The organism is Marinobacterium sedimentorum, from assembly GCF_024267675.1.
Lineage (GTDB): Bacteria > Pseudomonadota > Gammaproteobacteria > Pseudomonadales > Balneatricaceae > Marinobacterium_A > Marinobacterium_A sedimentorum.
The window spans coordinates 1-17,763 of sequence record NZ_JALDYX010000004.1 but is presented as its reverse complement, the minus strand read 5'-3'; the positions used below and the strand labels follow the sequence as shown (position 1 = coordinate 17,763).

The 17,763-nt window shown below is 59.9% G+C and carries 16 protein-coding genes; 10 read left to right on the top strand and 6 right to left on the bottom strand.

The window, feature by feature from the left end; genetic code table 11:
* Nucleotides 1–195 precede the first annotated feature (195 nt).
* The 4 genes from MRS74_RS05535 to upp all read right to left on the bottom strand — a co-directional run bounded on the left by MRS74_RS05535 (nt 196) and on the right by upp (nt 5,242).
* On the bottom strand, nt 196–1,047 hold the full coding sequence (locus MRS74_RS05535; RefSeq protein ID WP_254579285.1) for a universal stress protein: 852 nt from the start codon (nt 1,045–1,047) through the stop codon (nt 196–198).
* A gap of 161 nt (nt 1,048–1,208) precedes the next feature.
* Nucleotides 1,209–2,687: a SulP family inorganic anion transporter gene (locus tag MRS74_RS05530; protein ID WP_254579284.1), complete on the bottom strand. Its 1,479-nt coding sequence runs from the start codon at nt 2,685–2,687 to the stop codon at nt 1,209–1,211.
* Nucleotides 2,688–3,306: 619 nt separating this feature from the next.
* Nucleotides 3,307–4,605, bottom strand: coding sequence for a uracil-xanthine permease family protein (locus MRS74_RS05525; protein WP_254579283.1), 1,299 nt, complete (start codon nt 4,603–4,605; stop codon nt 3,307–3,309).
* A 13-nt stretch (nt 4,606–4,618) separates the two neighbouring features.
* Nucleotides 4,619–5,242: a uracil phosphoribosyltransferase gene (gene upp / locus MRS74_RS05520; RefSeq protein ID WP_254579282.1), complete on the bottom strand. Its 624-nt coding sequence runs from the start codon at nt 5,240–5,242 to the stop codon at nt 4,619–4,621.
* A gap of 326 nt (nt 5,243–5,568) precedes the next feature.
* Between upp and MRS74_RS05515 the strand changes: the two genes are divergently transcribed.
* Nucleotides 5,569–6,129, top strand: coding sequence for a hypoxanthine-guanine phosphoribosyltransferase (locus MRS74_RS05515; protein WP_254579466.1), 561 nt, complete (start codon nt 5,569–5,571; stop codon nt 6,127–6,129).
* Between the two features lie 89 nt (nt 6,130–6,218).
* On the opposite strand, the gene MRS74_RS05510 is transcribed toward MRS74_RS05515, so the two are convergent.
* Together MRS74_RS05510 and MRS74_RS05505 are read right to left on the bottom strand one after the other, a co-directional pair.
* Nucleotides 6,219–6,983: a ParA family protein gene (locus MRS74_RS05510; protein WP_254579281.1), complete on the bottom strand. Its 765-nt coding sequence runs from the start codon at nt 6,981–6,983 to the stop codon at nt 6,219–6,221.
* A gap of 19 nt (nt 6,984–7,002) precedes the next feature.
* Nucleotides 7,003–8,049 (bottom strand): DUF2333 family protein, encoded by a 1,047-nt coding sequence (locus MRS74_RS05505; protein ID WP_254579280.1) that lies wholly within the window; start codon nt 8,047–8,049, stop codon nt 7,003–7,005.
* 295 nt (nt 8,050–8,344) lie between these two features.
* Between MRS74_RS05505 and aroQ the strand changes: the two genes are divergently transcribed.
* From aroQ to purD, 9 genes are all read left to right on the top strand, one after another.
* Entirely contained in the window at nt 8,345–8,782 is a 438-nt protein-coding gene (gene aroQ, locus MRS74_RS05500) for a type II 3-dehydroquinate dehydratase (RefSeq protein WP_254579279.1), read from the top strand.
* Nucleotides 8,783–8,859: 77 nt separating this feature from the next.
* Nucleotides 8,860–9,327: an acetyl-CoA carboxylase biotin carboxyl carrier protein gene (gene accB / locus MRS74_RS05495; RefSeq protein ID WP_254579278.1), complete on the top strand. Its 468-nt coding sequence runs from the start codon at nt 8,860–8,862 to the stop codon at nt 9,325–9,327.
* Nucleotides 9,328–9,359: 32 nt separating this feature from the next.
* Nucleotides 9,360–10,700 (top strand): acetyl-CoA carboxylase biotin carboxylase subunit, encoded by a 1,341-nt coding sequence (gene accC / locus MRS74_RS05490; RefSeq protein ID WP_254579277.1) that lies wholly within the window; start codon nt 9,360–9,362, stop codon nt 10,698–10,700.
* A 197-nt stretch (nt 10,701–10,897) separates the two neighbouring features.
* On the top strand, nt 10,898–11,791 hold the full coding sequence (prmA, locus tag MRS74_RS05485) for a 50S ribosomal protein L11 methyltransferase (RefSeq protein WP_254579276.1): 894 nt from the start codon (nt 10,898–10,900) through the stop codon (nt 11,789–11,791).
* A 3-nt stretch (nt 11,792–11,794) separates the two neighbouring features.
* Nucleotides 11,795–13,216 (top strand): DUF3426 domain-containing protein, encoded by a 1,422-nt coding sequence (locus MRS74_RS05480; protein WP_254579275.1) that lies wholly within the window; start codon nt 11,795–11,797, stop codon nt 13,214–13,216.
* A 147-nt stretch (nt 13,217–13,363) separates the two neighbouring features.
* Nucleotides 13,364–14,350 carry a tRNA dihydrouridine synthase DusB gene (gene dusB, locus MRS74_RS05475; protein ID WP_254579274.1) on the top strand — a complete coding sequence of 329 codons (987 nt, stop codon included), beginning with the start codon at nt 13,364–13,366 and terminating at the stop codon, nt 14,348–14,350.
* 32 nt (nt 14,351–14,382) lie between these two features.
* Nucleotides 14,383–14,664, top strand: a complete 282-nt coding sequence (fis, locus tag MRS74_RS05470; RefSeq protein ID WP_051103951.1) for a DNA-binding transcriptional regulator Fis — start codon at nt 14,383–14,385, stop codon at nt 14,662–14,664.
* Nucleotides 14,665–14,706: 42 nt separating this feature from the next.
* Entirely contained in the window at nt 14,707–16,296 is a 1,590-nt protein-coding gene (purH, locus tag MRS74_RS05465; RefSeq protein WP_254579273.1) for a bifunctional phosphoribosylaminoimidazolecarboxamide formyltransferase/IMP cyclohydrolase, read from the top strand.
* 56 nt (nt 16,297–16,352) lie between these two features.
* Nucleotides 16,353–17,642 carry a phosphoribosylamine--glycine ligase gene (gene purD, locus MRS74_RS05460; protein WP_254579272.1) on the top strand — a complete coding sequence of 430 codons (1,290 nt, stop codon included), beginning with the start codon at nt 16,353–16,355 and terminating at the stop codon, nt 17,640–17,642.
* Nucleotides 17,643–17,763 lie beyond the last annotated feature (121 nt).

Genomic DNA, 17,763 nt, shown 5'->3' with positions numbered 1-17,763 from the left:
TTTTCAGCCATAGCCATCGAGGCCATCGAGCCCGGTATCCGCATTCCGGCGCACTGATTCAGGAAATGAGTGCTGCGGAGTGAGGCCGGCAGCCTGCTGGGAAAGTGGAAGGTAGAAAGTGGAAAAAAGAGGGCAAGGAGCAAGGAGCAAGAATAAGACAGAAACGCAGCGCCGGGGCGCTGCGCCCGTTAAGACTTAGCGCAGCAACAGCAGCGGGCTGCGGGTGTTGTTGAGCATGTTGCGGGTGGTGCTGCCGACCAGCAGCTGGCGAATGCGCGAGTGACCGTAAGCCCCCATCACCATCAGATCGATATTGTTGTCGGTCTGGTAGGCATGCAGTACCGGCTCCACATCACCGCTTTTCAATGCTGCAGTCACTGTAAAACCGGCCTTTTCCAGCGTGCTGCGGGCACTATCCAGGGCCACGCGATGCTCCGCCGTATCCGCCCCGACCATCACCAGATGACAGGGCAGCCCCCGAAACAGCGGACTGGCCGCCAGCATCTCGACCCCCTTGAGGGTGGTGACACTGCCATCAAAGGCCAGCATAAAGCTTTTGGGCTCGGAGAATTCACCAGGAATGGCCAGGATGGGCCTATGCATGGTGCGAATCACACTCTCGACATGACTGCCCACCGGCATGCCCGGACTGTGATTTTGGGTGCTGTGCAGACCGATCACCAGCAGCCGGATATCCGCTTCCAGCTCACCGAGACTTTCGGCCAGATCACCGTGACGCTGCATCAGGGCGGGCGCCTCAACGCCGCTGGTGCGGGCCCGCGCTGCCGCGGCATCCAGCATGGCCTTGCCGGCTTCGATAGCCAGGCGGCCACGTTTTTCATCCAGCGTGGCCAGCTCCTCAAGCAGATGCTCGCGACTGCCCAGACCAATGTTGCCGCTCAGGTCCACCTCTGTCACATTCTCGCTGCGATCCAGCACATGCAGCAGCACCAGGGGCGCGTCCAGGCGCTTGCTGGCCCAGCTGGCACTGTCGCACACCGCCGCCGAAGACTGCATGGCACCAACACAGGCAAATACTTTATTCATGAATGGTCACTCTCCCTGTACAGCGTTGGACGGGACATATCTGCCTGCGGCGCCCCTGCCTGTGGCACACCGCAGAGCTCAACCATAGCATGCCTGCGCGAGCAGAAAAGCCCCCAAGCTCCTGTTGTTACGCCATTAAAGCCGGCCTGCGGCCGAGGGCGTCAGTGCCCGATGAGCTCATCCACATTGCCAGGCTTGTCGTAAACACCAAAACGGTCAACGATGGTGGCACTGGCTTCATTCAGCCCGCAGACTTCCACCTCGGTACCTTCGCGGCGGAACTTGACCACCACCTTGTCGAGTGACGAGACGGCGGTGATATCCCAGAAATGGGCATGGGTAACGTCGATCACCACCTTGTCGAGTACTTCCTTGAAGTCAAAGGCGGCGATAAACTTGTCTGCCGAGGCAAAGAATACCTGTCCCGACACCCGGTACTCACGCAGCGACTGGGTCTCATCCAGATGGGTATCAACCCGCATGTAGTGCCCCACCTTGCTGGCAAAGAACATGGCGGCCAGCAGCACTCCGACGAAAACGCCGTAGGCCAGGTTGTGGGTGAAGACTACCACCACCACGGTCGCGATCATGACGAGGTTGGTCGACAGCGGATGCTGTTTGAGATTGCGGATCGAATCCCAGCTGAAGGTACCGATGGATACCATGATCATCACCGCGACCAGCGCTGCCATCGGAATCTGTGCCACCCACTCATCGAGGAACACCACCATGATCAGTAGCAGCAGGCCGGCGGTCAGAGTCGACAGGCGGGTACGGCCGCCGGACTTCACGTTGATCACCGACTGGCCGATCATGGCGCAACCCGCCATGCCACCGAGCAGGCTGGAGGCAATATTGGACACGCCCTGCCCCTTGCACTCGCGGTTCTTGTCACTGGACGTATCGGTCAGATCATCGACGATGGTGGCAGTCATCATGGACTCCAGCAGGCCAACTACGGCCATGGCGGCGGCGTAGGGGAAGATGATCTGCAGGGTTTCAAAATTCAGCGGTACATCGGGCCAGAGGAAAATAGGCAGGGTATCGGGCAGCTCGCCCATATCGCCGACGGTACGGATATCCAGCCCCAGATACATCGACACTCCGGTCAGCGACAGTATGCACACCAGCGGTGACGGCACCGCACGGGTAACGTAGGGAAACAGATAGATGATGCCAAGCCCCGCCGCCGTCATGGCATAGACATGCCAGGTCACGTCGATCAACTCCGGCAACTGCGCCATAAAGATCAGGATCGCCAGCGCATTGACAAAACCGGTCACCACCGAGCGGGATACAAAGCGCATCAGACTGCCAAGTTTCAGATAACCGGCCCCGATCTGCAGCACCCCGGTAAGCAGGGAGGCCGCCAGCAGATACTCAAGCCCGTGATCACGCACCAGGGTCACCATCAGCAGCGCCATGGCACCGGTCGCCGCCGAGATCATGCCGGGGCGGCCGCCGACAAAGGCAATCACCACCGCAATACAGAAGGACGCGTACAGACCCACCTTGGGATCTACACCGGCGATGATCGAAAAAGCGATCGCCTCGGGGATCAGGGCCAGCGCTACCACAGCGCCCGCCAGCAGATCACCACGCGTGTTGGAGAACCAGTGCCGTTGCAAAGAGTTAATCATCCGTTATCCGTCAGGTCATCAAGCTTGGGACAGCACCGCCATGCTGTCACCGGGAATAAAAGAGGTGCGAAGCATACCGGTTGGGCCCGGGATGTTCGCGGTCTGTGGTTCGCGCAGAACCACCTGTAACACGCAGAAAAAGTGCCGACACAGCCCGGCCAAAACAGCCTATTTTTGCATGTGCACAACGCGCGGCTACGTTACCGGCTTGCGCCTGAAGCGTCAAGTCGGCCAAAGACACGCTACCGAAGCGGCTATATCCAGGGAGCGACCAGGGCGAAGGGCGGCCCGCGTCAGGCCAGCCAACACCCTTGTGTACCGGGAAAACGCAGGAGGCTGTCCGAGAATGCTGGCCGTAGCGAGAGCCGGCTGATTTGAGCGGGCTTTTGAACTCTTTTGAGGCACTAAATCGGCGTGATAGCCAATTTACACAGCGTAAGCTGCCCACCTGGCAAGCTACAGGGATCTAGCTTGTGAATAGTGGCCCTATAAAGAGTAAACAAAAATGCCGCCTCTTTACCGCAAAGAGGCGGCTTTTCCGCACGACTGCATGGATGTAGAAGCTAGGGCGAAGCAGGATGCCCGAGCCGGGTAGATCAATGTCGAGTCCGACAGGCTGCTAATGCCCGCGCTCCAGCATCTCATCCACCAGCACTTTTTCCATGCCCAGATCGTCCGTATCCGCCGTACTGCGCGGCAATATCAGATTCAGAATAATGGCGGCAAAGCCGCTCAGAGCCACGCCCTGCAGACTCATTTCACCCTGACCGACGACCATGCCGCCGATGCCGAACACCAGCACCGTAGCGACGATCACCAGATTGCGCTGCTCGCCCAGATCAATCTGCGCCTTGATCAGGGTATTCATCCCCACCGCGGCAATGGAGCCGAACAGCAGGATCAGAATGCCACCCATCACCGGGGTCGGAATGGTCTGCAGCAGAATGCCAATCTTGGCAATAAAGGCCAGGGCGATGGCAAAGACCGCAGCCCAGGTCATCACCACCGGGTTAAATGCACGGGTCAGCATAACCGCGCCTGTCACTTCCGAATAGGTCGTGTTCGGCGGCCCGCCGAGCATGGCGGCGGCAGACGTTGCGATACCGTCCCCCAGCAGGGTGCGATGCAGGCCGGGCTTTTTCAGGTAGTCCTTGCCGGTCACGCTGCTGATGGCCAGCACATCGCCGACATGCTCAATCGCCGGCGCAATGGCAACCGGCAGCATGAACAGAATCGCCTGCCAGTTGAACTCCGGCGCCACAAAGGCCGGCACCGAGAACCAGGCTGCCTGCTGCACCGGCGTGTAATCCACCATGCCCATCAGGTTGGCCAGCAGGTAACCCACCAGTACACCAGAGAGGATAGGCACCAGGCGAAAGATGCCGCGGGCGAACACCGCTACCACCAGGGTGGACAGCAGCGCCGCCATGGACACCAGCATGGCATCGGCATAGGGGAACAGTTCGAAAGCGCCATCCCCGCTCTTGCCCATGGCCATGTTTACCGCCACCGGCGCCAGCCCCAGGCCAATCACCATGATAATGGGGCCTGTCACCACCGGCGGCATCAGCCGGTGAATAAAGCCGGCACCTCGGATCTTCACCGCCAGCGACAGCAGCAGATACAGCATCCCGGCCGCCATAAGCCCGCCCATGGTGGCGGGAATGCCCCAGGTCTGGACGCCATAGATGATGGGTGCGATAAAGGCGAAGGACGAGGCCAGGAAGACCGGCACCGTGCGCTTGGTGGCTATCTGAAACAGCAGCGTACCGGCACCGGCCGTAAACAGGGCAACGCTCGGGTTCAGCCCGGTCAGCAACGGTACCAGCACCAGAGCACCGAAGGCCACGAACAGCATTTGCGAACCGGCCAGCGCCGTGCGCCATCCGCTCAGGTGATATTCACCGTGGTGAGACATGGTTCAGTTTTCCTCAGGTACCGAAAATTTTGTCGCCGGCGTCGCCAAGACCCGGAATGATGTAGCCGTGCTCATCCAGGTGACTGTCAACAGACGCGGTGAAGATATCCACGTCCGGGTGTGCTTCCTGCACCTTTTTGAGACCTTCCGGTGCTGCCACCAGAATCAGGGTACGAATACTGGTGCAACCCGCCTTCTTCAGCATCTCGATGGTGGCGATTAGAGAACCGCCCGTGGCCAGCATAGGATCAATGATCAGCGCCATGCGCTCTTCAATGTCATTGGCCAGTTTTTCGAAGTACGGCACCGGCTCCAGGGTTTCCTCGTCGCGATACAGACCCACAACTGAGATCTTGGCGGCGGGTACCAGCTCCAGCACGCCATCGAGCATGCCGATGCCGGCGCGCAGAATCGGCACCACGGTGATTTTCTTGCCCTTGATGCGCTCCGCCGTCATGGGACCACACCAGCCGTCCACCTGATAGGTTTCCAGCTCCAGGTCCTTGGTCGCCTCGTAGGTCAGCAGACAGCCAACCTCCGACGCAAGTTGCCGAAAACTGCGGGTACTCAGACCGGCGGCCCGCATCAGACCCAGCTTGTGACGGACCAGTGGGTGACGGATTTCGTGAACGCTCATGCACAAACCTCTTTGACAACAGTCAGAATCCGGTCAGCAAGCCGGATCCCATGTTAAACCAGCGACCCAAAACGGTCAGAGCCTAAAGGCTGACAACCGCACCGGGCCAGACAGACGTCGCCCGAAGCGCACGCCCGGGACCCGATTTATCCAGCAATTGTCGTGCCGGTCAGAAAATGTGGGTGCATCCTAGCCAAAAGGCATCTGATTGTCATCCGCCGGTCGGCTTGCCATCTGACCGGTCAGTCAGTATTGTGGTCCCGATGAGCCGCACCGGGCCCATCGCCCGGCGCCTGAACACTTTTTCTATTCTGACGCCCGATCCCATGCCCAATACTGACCTGGACCATATCCGCGAGGTTTACGCCCAAGCGGACCTGCTGTACAGCGCCACCGAGGTGGAAGCCGCCATAGACGCCATGGCCGATGCCATCAGCCAGACCCTGCACGATCGCAACCCCGTTCTGTTCAGCATTATGAACGGCGGTCTGGTGATTGGCGGCAAGTTGCTGCCACGGCTCGATTTCCCGCTCGAAGCCAGCTACCTGCACGCGACCCGTTACCGCAACAGCACCCGCGGCTTCGGTCTGGAGTGGAAGGTACCGCCCATGGTGGAGTTCAAGGGTCGCCCGGTGCTGATCATCGACGATATTCTGGATGAGGGTCACACCCTGGCGGAAATCATCGACCATTTCGAACGCGAAGGCGCCGCCGAGGTTTACACGGCGGTACTGGTCAACAAGATGCATGAGCGCAAGGCGCGCCCGGGCATGAAGGCAGACTTCGTCGGCCTCAACGCCGAGGACCGCTACCTGTTTGGCTTTGGCATGGATTACCACGGTTACTGGCGCAACGCGCCGGGCATCTTCGCCGTCAAGGGCATGTAGCAACTGGACACCGTAAAAAAGCCGACCTGGGCAGTTGCTGCCCAGGTCGGCTTTTTTACGGTGTATTTACGGGATTCGTTGAAGCTCCCTCAGGGGTGCAGTTCGTCGAACAGGGCGACAAACTCCTGCGTCAGCTTGTGATTGGGCGCCATATGAATCAGCGGGCGCGATTCATTATGGGATTCACGCATTTTCACCGAGGATGAAATCTTGCTGCTGAGCATCGGCAGATTTTCCGCCATCAGATCCGCCACCATCTTCTGCGGCAGGGTCGCCCGCGGCTGATACTGGTTCACCACTATGCCCTCGATCCGCAGTTGATCGTTGTGATCCTGCTGAGTTTCCCGCACGTTATCCATCAGGCTGTACAACGCCTGGCGGGCAAACTCGTCACAGTCAAACGGGATCAGGCAGCGGTCCGCCGCCACCAGGGCCGACAGCGTGAAAAAGTTGAATGCCGGCGGCGTATCGATGTAAATGGCATCGTAGTCGTCCAGCTGAACCAGGGCGTCACGCAGTTTGTAGATCTTGTGCTTGGACTCGAGCTTGGCCTGCAGATCGGTAACAGCCGGGTTGGATGGAATCAGAAACAGGTTCTCATAGGGTGTTTCGTGCACAAACTCATCCGGCCCTGCCGCCTTCAACTGAAAACTCAGCATCTGCTCGAAAAAGTCCCGGATATCCGTCTGGGTATGGGCCGCATTCTCGCCCAACAGATAGTGCGTCGAGTTGCACTGCGGATCCAGGTCGATCACCAGCGTTTTCAGACCCCGGGTCGCGCTGATGGCGGCCAGGTTGGTGGTGATGCTGGATTTGCCCACACCACCCTTCTGGTTGAATACAACACGCTTCATTTAATTCTCCGCACTCGCCTCAGCCCTGCGACAACAGGTCTCGCAAGTCAATAATGGCCGCGTTGGCCCGGGAAATATAGGAGGCCATCACCAGGGAGTGGTTGGACACCAGTCCGAACTCGGTGCCATTCAGGATAAACGGGCTCCAGATAGTGCTCTGCGTCGCCTCAAGCTCCCGGATAATCTGCCGCAAGCTAACCAACGCTTCCTTTTTCTCCAGCGTGTCGGCAAAGTCGATTTCCACTGCTTTCAGGATATGCACCAGCGCCCAGGCGGTACCGCGGGCCTCAAAGAAGACGTTGTCGATCTGCATCCAGGGCGTTTGGATTTCGGCTTGCGCGCCGTTCGATGTCTGCGTCACCTGCGCCGCCGATTCGCCTACCCGTTGCTCAGCCAGTACATTCTGCCCGACACTGGCACTGAGCCGCTGCGACAGACTGCCAAGGCGCGTCGAGACGTCGGCCAGCCACTCCTGCAGGTTGTCGGCCCGGGCATGGAACTGAGCCTTAGGCTGAACGGGGTCGGTGAGCCGGGCCTGATAGGAACGAAGATAGGTCAGCGCCTTGCGGTACTCCCGCTCGGTCGGTGGGAGCAGCCAGCTGTTGTTGTCAAAATGCAGCAGGGGCTCGGCTTCGATCAGATCCTTGTCCTCGGTCGATTGAGACTGGGAACGGCTGAATGCCTTACGCAGGGCCCGGCTCAGGTCCCGCGCCTGAACCAGCACGCCAAACTCCCAGCGCGGGACGTTGTCGAGCCAGACCCCCGGCGGCAGACGATCGTTACGCAGGTAACCGCCCGGTTTGTCCAGCAGCGTCTCAACAATGGTGACCAGTGCAGCGGTAGTATGGGCGCCTGCGACCGGAGCCGCAGTATTCTGCTCGGCAACGATGCCACGAACGTCAAAGCGTCCCGGCTCCCAGCTCCAGTAGATGCCCACAAGCAATGCGCCCAGCAGATAAAGCCCAAGCAATAGGCCTGCAGCCTTGAGCCAGACGGAAGATCCCGGACCTGCTGTTATACGATCCCACCTATCCAGCCACCACCGCTGCAGTTTTTCCAATGCCATTCCCTTCCACCTGGATGTGCCTTTAAATGCTGCAACGCACTATCTCCGATTTGCCTAACAGCGTCAACGTCCACCCCGGCGCACGCACCGGCTGTCCTTGCAGGAAAGGCGCCAGCTGGACAAAAAAAGATCATCAATGATAGACAACAGACTAGGAAATCTAGGTTAACTTCGCTGAAATAGCCGCTAACGCCGCAAATTATGGCTTGCGATAGACACTGCCTACGGATTCATGCAAACTATGCGATCTAACCCCCTGCATGTCGCAAGTCTGTTGATTTTTGAGGCTTTATTGATGGCAAAAATACTGGTGCTGCACGGCCCCAACCTGAACCTGCTCGGCACCCGGGAACCCGGTATTTACGGTGCCACCACGCTTGCGGACATCAACCGCTCGCTGGAAATGCAGGCGCAGGCCGCCGGCCATCAGCTGAGCCATCTGCAAAGCAATGCCGAATATCAGCTGATAGACCGCATCCATGCTGCCCGGGATCAAGGCGTCGCCTTTGTCATTATCAATCCGGCGGCATTCACCCACACCAGTGTCGCACTGCGCGATGCCCTGCTGGGAGTGGACATTCCGTTTTACGAAGTTCACCTGTCCAATGTGCACGCACGCGAGGCATTCCGGCACCATTCGTATTTTTCGGATGTCGCCAGGGGCGTGATCTGCGGCTTCGGCAGCCAGGGATACAACTTTGCATTGCAGGCTGTCATAGACGGTCTGGCGTAACTCACCGGGGTCTGATCGTCGCCGGGCAGGCTCCTGAACCCACTTCCGCCACTTCAAGAATTTAAAAAGAGATCATAATGGATATCCGCAAAGTCAAAAAACTGATCGAACTGCTGGAAGAGTCCAACATCAACGAAATCGAAATCAAGGAAGGTGAAGAGTCCGTGCGCATCAGCCGCATGGCTCAATCCGCCCCTGCCCAGATGATGATGCCGGCCGGCTACCCGCAGATGGCAATGGCCCCGGCACCGGTTGCTGCCGCAGCGCCTGCCGCTATCGCAGAGCCTGCAGTTGCTGCTGCAGAATTTAACGGCCACGTTGTGCTCTCGCCGATGGTCGGCACCTTCTACCGTTCGCCGTCACCCAGCTCGCCGCCCTTTGTTGAAGTCGGCAAGACCGTCAAGGCCGGTGATGTGATCTGCATCGTTGAAGCCATGAAGATGATGAACCAGATTGAAGCCGACAAGTCAGGCGTGATCGAAGCCATTCTGGTAGAAGAGGGCCAGCCGGTCGAATACGACCAGCCTCTCGTCACCATCGTCTAAGCGCCTCTTCGCCAGATCAAGGAATTTACCCGATGCTTGAAAAAGTCGTCATCGCCAACCGAGGCGAAATTGCGCTGCGAATTCTGCGAGCCTGCAAAGAGCTGGGTATCAAAACCGTCGCTGTGCACTCCGTTGCTGACCGCGACCTGATGCATGTGCGCCTGGCAGACGAAGCCGTCTGCATTGGCCCGGCCCCCTCCAAGAGCAGCTACCTGAACATTCCGGCAATCATCAGCGCCGCCGAAGTCACCGATGCCGGCGGCATTCACCCCGGCTACGGATTCCTGGCGGAAAACGCCAACTTCGCCGAGCAGGTTGAACGCTCGGGCTTCGCGTTCATTGGCCCGAAGTCAGAAACCATCCGCCTGATGGGCGACAAGGTGTCGGCCATCCAGGCCATGAAAAAAGCCAAGGTCCCGACGGTACCGGGCTCCGACGGCCCGCTGCCCGAAGATCCCGATGAGATTCATGCCATCGCGCACCGCATCGGCTACCCGGTGATCATCAAGGCCGCCTCCGGTGGTGGCGGACGCGGCATGCGCGTGGTGCACACCGAAGCGGCCCTGCTGAACTCCATCCATGTCACTCAGTCCGAGGCCGCCGCTGCCTTTGGCGATGATACGGTCTACATGGAGAAGTTCCTCGAGAATCCGCGTCACGTGGAAGTTCAGGTACTGGCCGACGGCCAGGGCAATGCCATCCACCTCTATGACCGCGACTGTTCGATGCAGCGCCGCCACCAGAAGGTGGTCGAGGAAGCCCCGGCCCCCCATATCGATGAAGAAGCACGCCAGCGGGTCCTGAAGTCCTGTGTCGATGCCTGCATCACCATTGGCTACCGTGGCGCCGGCACCTTCGAGTTCCTGTACGAAGATGGCCACTTCTACTTTATCGAGATGAACACCCGCGTCCAGGTCGAGCATCCGGTCACGGAAATGATTACCGGTGTCGACATCGTCAAGGAACAGCTGCGCATCGCCTCGGGCCTGCCGCTGTTCTACAAGCAGGAAGATATTGTTGTACGCGGACATTCCTTTGAATGCCGCATCAACGCCGAAGATCCGAAAACCTTCCTGCCAAGCCCAGGCACCGTGAAGCACTTTCACACACCGGGCGGCTTTGGCATCCGGGTGGACTCGCATCTGTACAACGGCTATACCGTGCCACCGCACTACGACTCACTGGTCGCCAAGCTGATCACCTTCGGTGACAGCCGTGAAATCGCCCTGACCCGCATGCGCAATGCACTGGACGAAATGCTGGTAGAAGGCATTCGCACCAACATTCCGCTGCATCAGGAGATCGTGCGCGACACCAACTTCGCCCAGGGCGGTGTCAACATACACTACCTCGAGAAGAAGCTGGGACTCTAAACGCCCACCCCGCTCCCTGACCCGGGTTTCGCAGGAATCCGGGGCCGGGCCCGCAAAAGCCCGCACTCGCGGGCTTTTGCGTATGACGCGCAACACCCCTGGCGGGCGCAATGCGTAGCACGGGAAAGCCGCAAGGTTTCCTGTGTCGCATGAATCAGCCATACTCAGCGATAACACCTTACGAATACGGATCCGCCATGCCCTGGCTACAAATCAAGCTCTCCATTGAACCGGACGCCGCCGAGCAGTATGAAGACATTCTGCTGGCCGCCGGTTGCGCCGCCGTCACCTACCAGGACTCGGCCGACGAACCCATTTTCGAGCCGGATCTGGGCACCACGCCGCTGTGGTCGAACACGACCATCACAGGCCTGTTCGCCACCGAACATGACCTCGAAGAGACCACCCGCTTCGTGCGCCAGGCACATGACCAGCTCTTCGCCGGCACGCCCATGCCACAACTCAAGGCGGAAATCCTTGAAGACAAGGACTGGGAGCGGGAGTGGATGGTCAATTATCACCCCATGCGCTTTGGCCAGCGCCTGTGGGTGTGCCCGAGCTGGCGCGAAGCGCCTGATCCCGGTGCCGTCAACATGATGCTGGACCCAGGCCTCGCCTTCGGTACCGGCACCCACCCCACCACCGCGCTCTGCCTGGAATGGCTGGACGGTGAGCCGCTGGAAGGCAAGCAGGTGATCGACTACGGCTGTGGTTCCGGCATTTTGGGCATTGCATCCCTGCTGCTGGGCGCACGCCATGTACTGGCGGTTGATATAGACGTCCAGGCGCTGCAGGCAACCAACAGCAACCTGGAACGCAACAAGCTCGACCCCGCACGCCTGCACACCTGCCTGCCACCTGCGGCACCTGAGCTCGAAGCCGACCTGCTGGTCGCCAATATCCTGGCGGGCCCGCTGGTCGAACTGGCACCGACACTGGCCACACGCGTACGCAGTGGCGGACGCATCGCGCTTTCGGGTCTGCTGGAACGACAGGCCGGCGATATTGGCGCCGCCTACGGTCAGTGGTTCAAACTGGATCCGGTTGTTGAACGCGAAGGCTGGATCAGGATCTCCGGCACGAGGTTATAACCCATGAACGGCGGCATCGTCACCGAATGTCCGGAGTGTGAAACGCGCTTCAATGTCAGCGAAGGCCAGCTCAAGCTGGCCGATGGCAAGGTTCGATGCGGTGCCTGCCTGCGGGTGTTCGATGCCAGGGCACACCAGCCCTACTCAGAGACACCGCACCCAAAGCCTGAATCCGGCGGCAAAGAAAACAACGCCGAAGCACGACCGGCGCCACAGGAATACTCGCTGCATGTGCGCTATGCGCAAACCCCTAGCGTCGGCACGGCAGCAGAAACGCAGCGGCCAGCAGAGCCGGTGAATCCGCTGGACGACCCGACCGCCTTTGACCCCGATGCGCCGCTGGAAGTCAGCAGCCCCGCCGAAGCCCCGCAGGATCGGCATCAGCGCGAATGGCGCAGGACGGCGCCCGAGAAACCCTCGGCACCCATTCCAATCGCCCGATTTCTGCAAACGCCGGCACAGGATGCTACGCCTGAAAAGCCGCCTGAACAGGCGCCAGAACAGCCCCCCATCACACAGCCAGGCGCATACGACCACGCAGGCACCGGCAAATATGGCCAGGAAGCCAGCGCTGTTTCCACTGCTGAACCCATTGCAGCTGAAGCACCCGTCTATGACCACGACGGGCCAACCAAGAAGGCCGCTTTGTCTGAACACAAGCCTGAGCCGGCAATGGAAGTACCTGCCGCCGCGCCTATGCCTGCCCAGAGTTCACAGGCACAGCCTGCCGCCTCTAGCACGCAGCCTGAGCCTGCCATCGCCCTGGCGACAGAAGCCGACGTCGACAGCCCGGTTGTGCATGAGCCGATCCGGCAGGCCACACCACAACCACAAAGGATACAACAACCCCCACAGCAATCGACGCCACAACCGCAGGGGCTGGCAGCACTGCAGGACCTGCACGCCGAACCGCTGGAGCTTATGCACCCCGTGGCGTCCGCAGCCCCCGGCGCTGTCCTGGGCTGGAGCCTTGGCTGCCTCCTGGCCTCTGTACTGCTGGTCTCTCAGCTGGCCTGGTTTAACCGTATCGAGTGGTCCCGAGAACCGCTGCTGGCAGGCACCTATGACATTCTGTGCCATCAGCTTGAGTGCGCCATACCGCCTTACCAGGCAGTGGAACTGATTCAAAACCGCCAGCTGATCGTGCGGGCCCACCCACGCTTTGAGGACGCCCTCAGCATCGACCTTCTGCTGGAAAACACCGCGAGCTTCCGCCAGCCCTTCCCCGCCATTGCGCTAAGCTTTTCCGACATTCGCGGTCGTACCGTCGCCCGCCGCGTGCTGCAACCGCAGGACTATCTGGACGACATACTGGATCCGCTGAAGATGCCGAATTCGCAGCCTTTCCAGGTCAATCTGGCGATACTGGATCCGGGCCGGCGCGCCGTCAGCTATGAGGTTCAGCTAGCACCAGCCCAGCTTTAGCGCAAGCGCGTTTTTGTTCATTTTTTCATCAGATACGGGTTGGACGCGTTCGCCTGAAGCGGTATCATTGCCCACCTTCCTTGAGTGAACCAGGTTCGAAGCCCATTTGGGTTTTGCGGTGTTTTTTTCTCTGAAAAAAGGTCCTCCATGTTCCGAATCGGCCCCTACACCATTGACAGTCAGGTAATTCTGGCACCAATGGCAGGTGTTACCGACAGACCCTTTCGTCAGCTCTGTCGACGACTCGGTGCCGGCATGGTCGTGTCCGAAATGGTGACCTCCGATACAAGGCTATGGAACAGCCGAAAATCCATCAACCGCCTGAATCATACCGGTGAACCCGAACCCCGTTCGGTACAAATTGCCGGTGGTGACCCTGAGATGATGGCCCAGGCAGCGCGCATGAACGTGAAGCGCGGTGCCCAGATCATCGACATCAACATGGGCTGCCCGGCCAAGAAGGTCTGCAACAAGGCGGCAGGGTCCGCGCTGCTGCAGGACGAACCACTGGTACGCAGTATTCTGCAGGCAGTGGTCGGGGCCGTTGACGTACCCGTCACACTGAAAATCCGTACCGGCTGGAATACCAGCAACCGCAACGGACTCAATGTGGCGAAAATCGCGGAAGATGCAGGTATCAGCGCCCTGGCCGTGCACGGCAGAACACGCGCCTGCAGCTACAAGGGCGAGGTCGAGTACGACACCATCAGAGACATCAAGCAGGCTGTATCGCTGCCGGTATTTGCCAATGGCGACATCCGCACCCCCGAACAGGCCCGCGCGGTGCTGGAGTATACCGGTGCCGATGCGGTGATGATCGGACGCGCCGCCCAGGGCCGCCCCTGGGTGCTGCGCGAAATCGATCATTTTCTGCGTTTCGGGCGCAGGCTTGAGGCTCCGCCCCTGGCTGAAATCAAGGGAATTCTGCTCGAGCATGTGCAGGGACTTCACCAGTTTTACGGTGACTACATGGGTGTGCGCATCGCGCGCAAGCATGTGGGCTGGTACCTGCAGGCCGAACAGGGTGGCAATTGCTTTAGACAAGCATTCAATCAGTTGGAAACAGCAGACGACCAGTTCGCCGCAATTCACGACTTTTTTGCCCAGTGGGCTCAAAGCGGGACAGCGGCCTGATCACAGGCAATGGACAGACACGAAAAGTGGATATTAAAGAACTTAAACAGCCGACACTTGCCACGCAACAGCCACAGGACACGCGCAATCAAACGCTGCGTGACAATGTGCATCAGTCTCTGACGCACTACTTCAAGCAGCTGGACGGCCAGCCGGTCACCGACGTCTACCAGATGGTTCTGGCAGAAGTCGAAGCGCCGCTGTTCGAAACCGTCATGGCCTATACCAAGGACAATCAGACCAAGGCTTCCCAGCTGCTCGGTCTGAACCGCGGTACCCTGCGCAAGAAGCTGAAGCAGTACGGACTGCTGTAATAGATCCAATTCGTTAACCGGAAACCGGAAACCCGAACTACCATGGCAGAGCAACACAGCACCCCGATTCGCCGCGCACTGATCAGCGTGTCGGACAAGACCGGCATCGTCGAATTTGCACGGGCCCTCGCGGCCCAGGGCGTCGAAATTCTCTCCACCGGCGGCACCTTCAAGCTGCTGCGCGAGCAGAACATCAACGCCGTTGAAGTATCCGACCACACCGGCTTTCCCGAAATGATGGACGGGCGCGTCAAGACCCTGCATCCGAAAATACACGGTGGCATTCTGGGCCGTCGCGGCATCGATGATGGCGTCATGCAGGATCATGGCATTGCGCCTATCGATATGGTGGTGGTGAACCTCTACCCCTTCGCTGCGACCATTGCAAGGCCGGACTGCGATCTGCCTATGGCGATCGAGAATATCGATATCGGCGGTCCCACCATGGTGCGTTCTGCCGCCAAAAACCATAAGGATGTCGCGATCGTCGTCAATTCGAGCGATTACGATAGCATCCTGACGGAACTGAAAGATGCCGGCAGCCTGAGCCACAGCACCCGTTTCGATCTGGCCGTGAAAGCCTTCGAACATACCGCCGCCTACGATGGCATGATTGCCAACTTCCTGGGCGCCATCGTTGATGGTACTGAAGAGGCGCCGGCCGAGTTCCCGCGTACCTTCAACACCCAGTTCATCAAGGCACAGGACATGCGCTACGGCGAGAACCCGCACCAGAAAGCGGCCTTCTACGTTGAAGCCAATCCGGCCGATGTTGGCATCGCTACCGCCCGTCAGCTGCAGGGCAAGGAACTGTCCTACAACAACGTCGCCGATACCGATGCAGCCCTTGAGTGCGTCAAGAGCTTCGTCAAGCCGGCCTGCGTTATCGTCAAGCACGCCAACCCCTGCGGTGTGGGTGTCAGCCCTGAAGGCGGTATTCGTCAGGCCTATGAGCTGGCCTACGCCACCGATACCGAATCGGCCTTTGGCGGCATCATTGCCTTCAACCGCGAGCTGGACGCCGACACCGCCCAGGCCATCGTGGATCGCCAGTTTGTTGAAGTCATCATCGCCCCCAGCATCAGCCAGGAAGCCCGCACTGTCGTGGCGGCCAAGGCCAATGTTCGCCTGCTGGAGTGCGGCCAGTGGTCAGCCGAGCGTATCAACGACCTGGACTACAAGCGCGTCAACGGCGGTCTGCTGGTACAGAGCCGCGACACCGGCATGATCGCTGCTTCCGATCTCAAGATCGTGACCCAGCGCACGCCGAGCGAAGCTGAAATCCATGATCTGATTTTCGCCTGGAAAGTGGCCAAGTTCGTCAAGTCCAACGCCATCGTCTATGCCAAGAACCGTCAGACCGTCGGTGTCGGCGCAGGCCAGATGAGCCGCGTCAACTCCGCCCGCATCGCCGGCATCAAGGCGGAACACGCAGGGCTGCAGGTACAGGGCGCCGTCATGGCCTCCGATGCCTTCTTCCCGTTCCGCGACGGTATCGACAATGCAGCCAAGGCTGGTATCACCGCAGTGATCCAGCCCGGCGGCTCCATGCGCGATGACGAAGTGATCAAGGCCGCCGACGAAGCCGGCATTGCCATGGTCTTCACCGGCATGCGTCACTTCCGCCACTGATACCGATTGCAGTGCCCTGCCCCGCCCGGCGGGGCTCTGCGCGTTAAGGAGATTGCATGAAAGTATTGATCATCGGTTCCGGCGGACGTGAACACGCACTGGCCTGGAGTGTGGCACGTGACGCCGGTGTCGAGAACGTATTCGTGGCACCCGGTAACGCCGCCACCGCCAACGAAGCCAAGCTCGAGAACGTCGCCATAGACGTGCTGGACCTGGACGGCCTGGTTGCCTTTGCCCACCAGAAGGCTATCGACCTGACCATCGTCGGCCCCGAAGCGCCGCTGGTGGCGGGCGTGGTTGACCGTTTTCGCGCCGAAGGCCTGGCCATTTTTGGCCCCAGCGCCGCCGCTGCGCAGCTCGAAGGCTCCAAAGCCTTCACCAAGGACTTCCTGGCACGGCACCAGATCCCGAGCGGAGACTACCAGAACTTCACCGAGATAGAGCCGGCTCTGGCCTATGTACGTGAAAAAGGTGCTCCCATCGTCGTCAAGGCCGACGGTCTGGCCGCCGGCAAGGGCGTGATCGTTGCCATGACGCTTGAAGAAGCCGAAGACGCCATCCGCGACATGCTGGCGGGCAATGCCTTTGGCGATGCCGGCAGCCGCGTCGTGATCGAGGAATTCCTCGACGGCGAAGAAGCCTCCTTCATTGTCATGGTGGATGGTGAGCATGTGCTGGCGATGGCCACCAGCCAGGATCACAAGCGTGTCGGCAACGGCGATACCGGCCCCAACACCGGCGGCATGGGCGCCTACTCGCCCGCGCCCGTGGTGACGCCGGAGATCCACCAGCGCGCCATGGATGAAGTCATCATGCCGACGGTGCGCGGCATGGCGGCGGAAGGTAACGAGTACACCGGTTTCCTCTATGCCGGCCTGATGATCATGGCCGATGGCACGCCCAAGGTAATCGAGTACAACTGCCGCTTCGGCGACCCCGAGACTCAACCCATAATGCTGCGTCTCAAGTCCAGCCTGGCAGACCTGTGCATGGCGGCCATCGAGCGTCGTCTGGATCAGGTCAGCATCGACTGGGATCCACGCCCCGCCGTAGGCGTGGTTATGGCGGCGGGTGGCTACCCCGGCGACTACCGCAAGGGTGATGTCATCACCGAGCCTGCCCAGACGCCGGAAGGCAGCAAGGTCTTCCACGCCGGTACAGCCCTGCGTGATGGCCAGGTCGTCACAGCCGGCGGCCGGGTACTCTGCGTAACAGCACTGGGCGAGACCGTCACCGATGCGCAGCAGCGCGCCTATGCGCTCTTGCAGCAGGTCAGCTGGGAAGGCGCCTACTATCGTACCGATATCGCGTACCGCGCAATCGCACGGGAGCAGTCGAAAGGTTAACGCTCGCTTGAAACACCCGCCTCACGCAAATGCTGGGTAGCTGGTAAGGCGCGCTCTTTAACTGACCGTACCGATATCGCGTACCGCGCAATCGCACGGGAGCAGTCGAAAGGTTAACGCT

Coding starts and splice junctions, on each gene's coding strand:
- MRS74_RS05535 (WP_254579285.1), bottom strand. CDS start 1,047: ATGAATAAAGTATTTGCCTGTGTTGGTGCCATGCAGTCTTCGGCGGCG.
- MRS74_RS05530 (WP_254579284.1), bottom strand. CDS start 2,687: ATGATTAACTCTTTGCAACGGCACTGGTTCTCCAACACGCGTGGTGAT.
- MRS74_RS05525 (WP_254579283.1), bottom strand. CDS start 4,605: ATGTCTCACCACGGTGAATATCACCTGAGCGGATGGCGCACGGCGCTG.
- upp (WP_254579282.1), bottom strand. CDS start 5,242: ATGAGCGTTCACGAAATCCGTCACCCACTGGTCCGTCACAAGCTGGGT.
- MRS74_RS05515 (WP_254579466.1), top strand. CDS start 5,569: ATGCCCAATACTGACCTGGACCATATCCGCGAGGTTTACGCCCAAGCG.
- MRS74_RS05510 (WP_254579281.1), bottom strand. CDS start 6,983: ATGAAGCGTGTTGTATTCAACCAGAAGGGTGGTGTGGGCAAATCCAGC.
- MRS74_RS05505 (WP_254579280.1), bottom strand. CDS start 8,049: ATGGCATTGGAAAAACTGCAGCGGTGGTGGCTGGATAGGTGGGATCGT.
- aroQ (WP_254579279.1), top strand. CDS start 8,345: ATGGCAAAAATACTGGTGCTGCACGGCCCCAACCTGAACCTGCTCGGC.
- accB (WP_254579278.1), top strand. CDS start 8,860: ATGGATATCCGCAAAGTCAAAAAACTGATCGAACTGCTGGAAGAGTCC.
- accC (WP_254579277.1), top strand. CDS start 9,360: ATGCTTGAAAAAGTCGTCATCGCCAACCGAGGCGAAATTGCGCTGCGA.
- prmA (WP_254579276.1), top strand. CDS start 10,898: ATGCCCTGGCTACAAATCAAGCTCTCCATTGAACCGGACGCCGCCGAG.
- MRS74_RS05480 (WP_254579275.1), top strand. CDS start 11,795: ATGAACGGCGGCATCGTCACCGAATGTCCGGAGTGTGAAACGCGCTTC.
- dusB (WP_254579274.1), top strand. CDS start 13,364: ATGTTCCGAATCGGCCCCTACACCATTGACAGTCAGGTAATTCTGGCA.
- purH (WP_254579273.1), top strand. CDS start 14,707: ATGGCAGAGCAACACAGCACCCCGATTCGCCGCGCACTGATCAGCGTG.
- purD (WP_254579272.1), top strand. CDS start 16,353: ATGAAAGTATTGATCATCGGTTCCGGCGGACGTGAACACGCACTGGCC.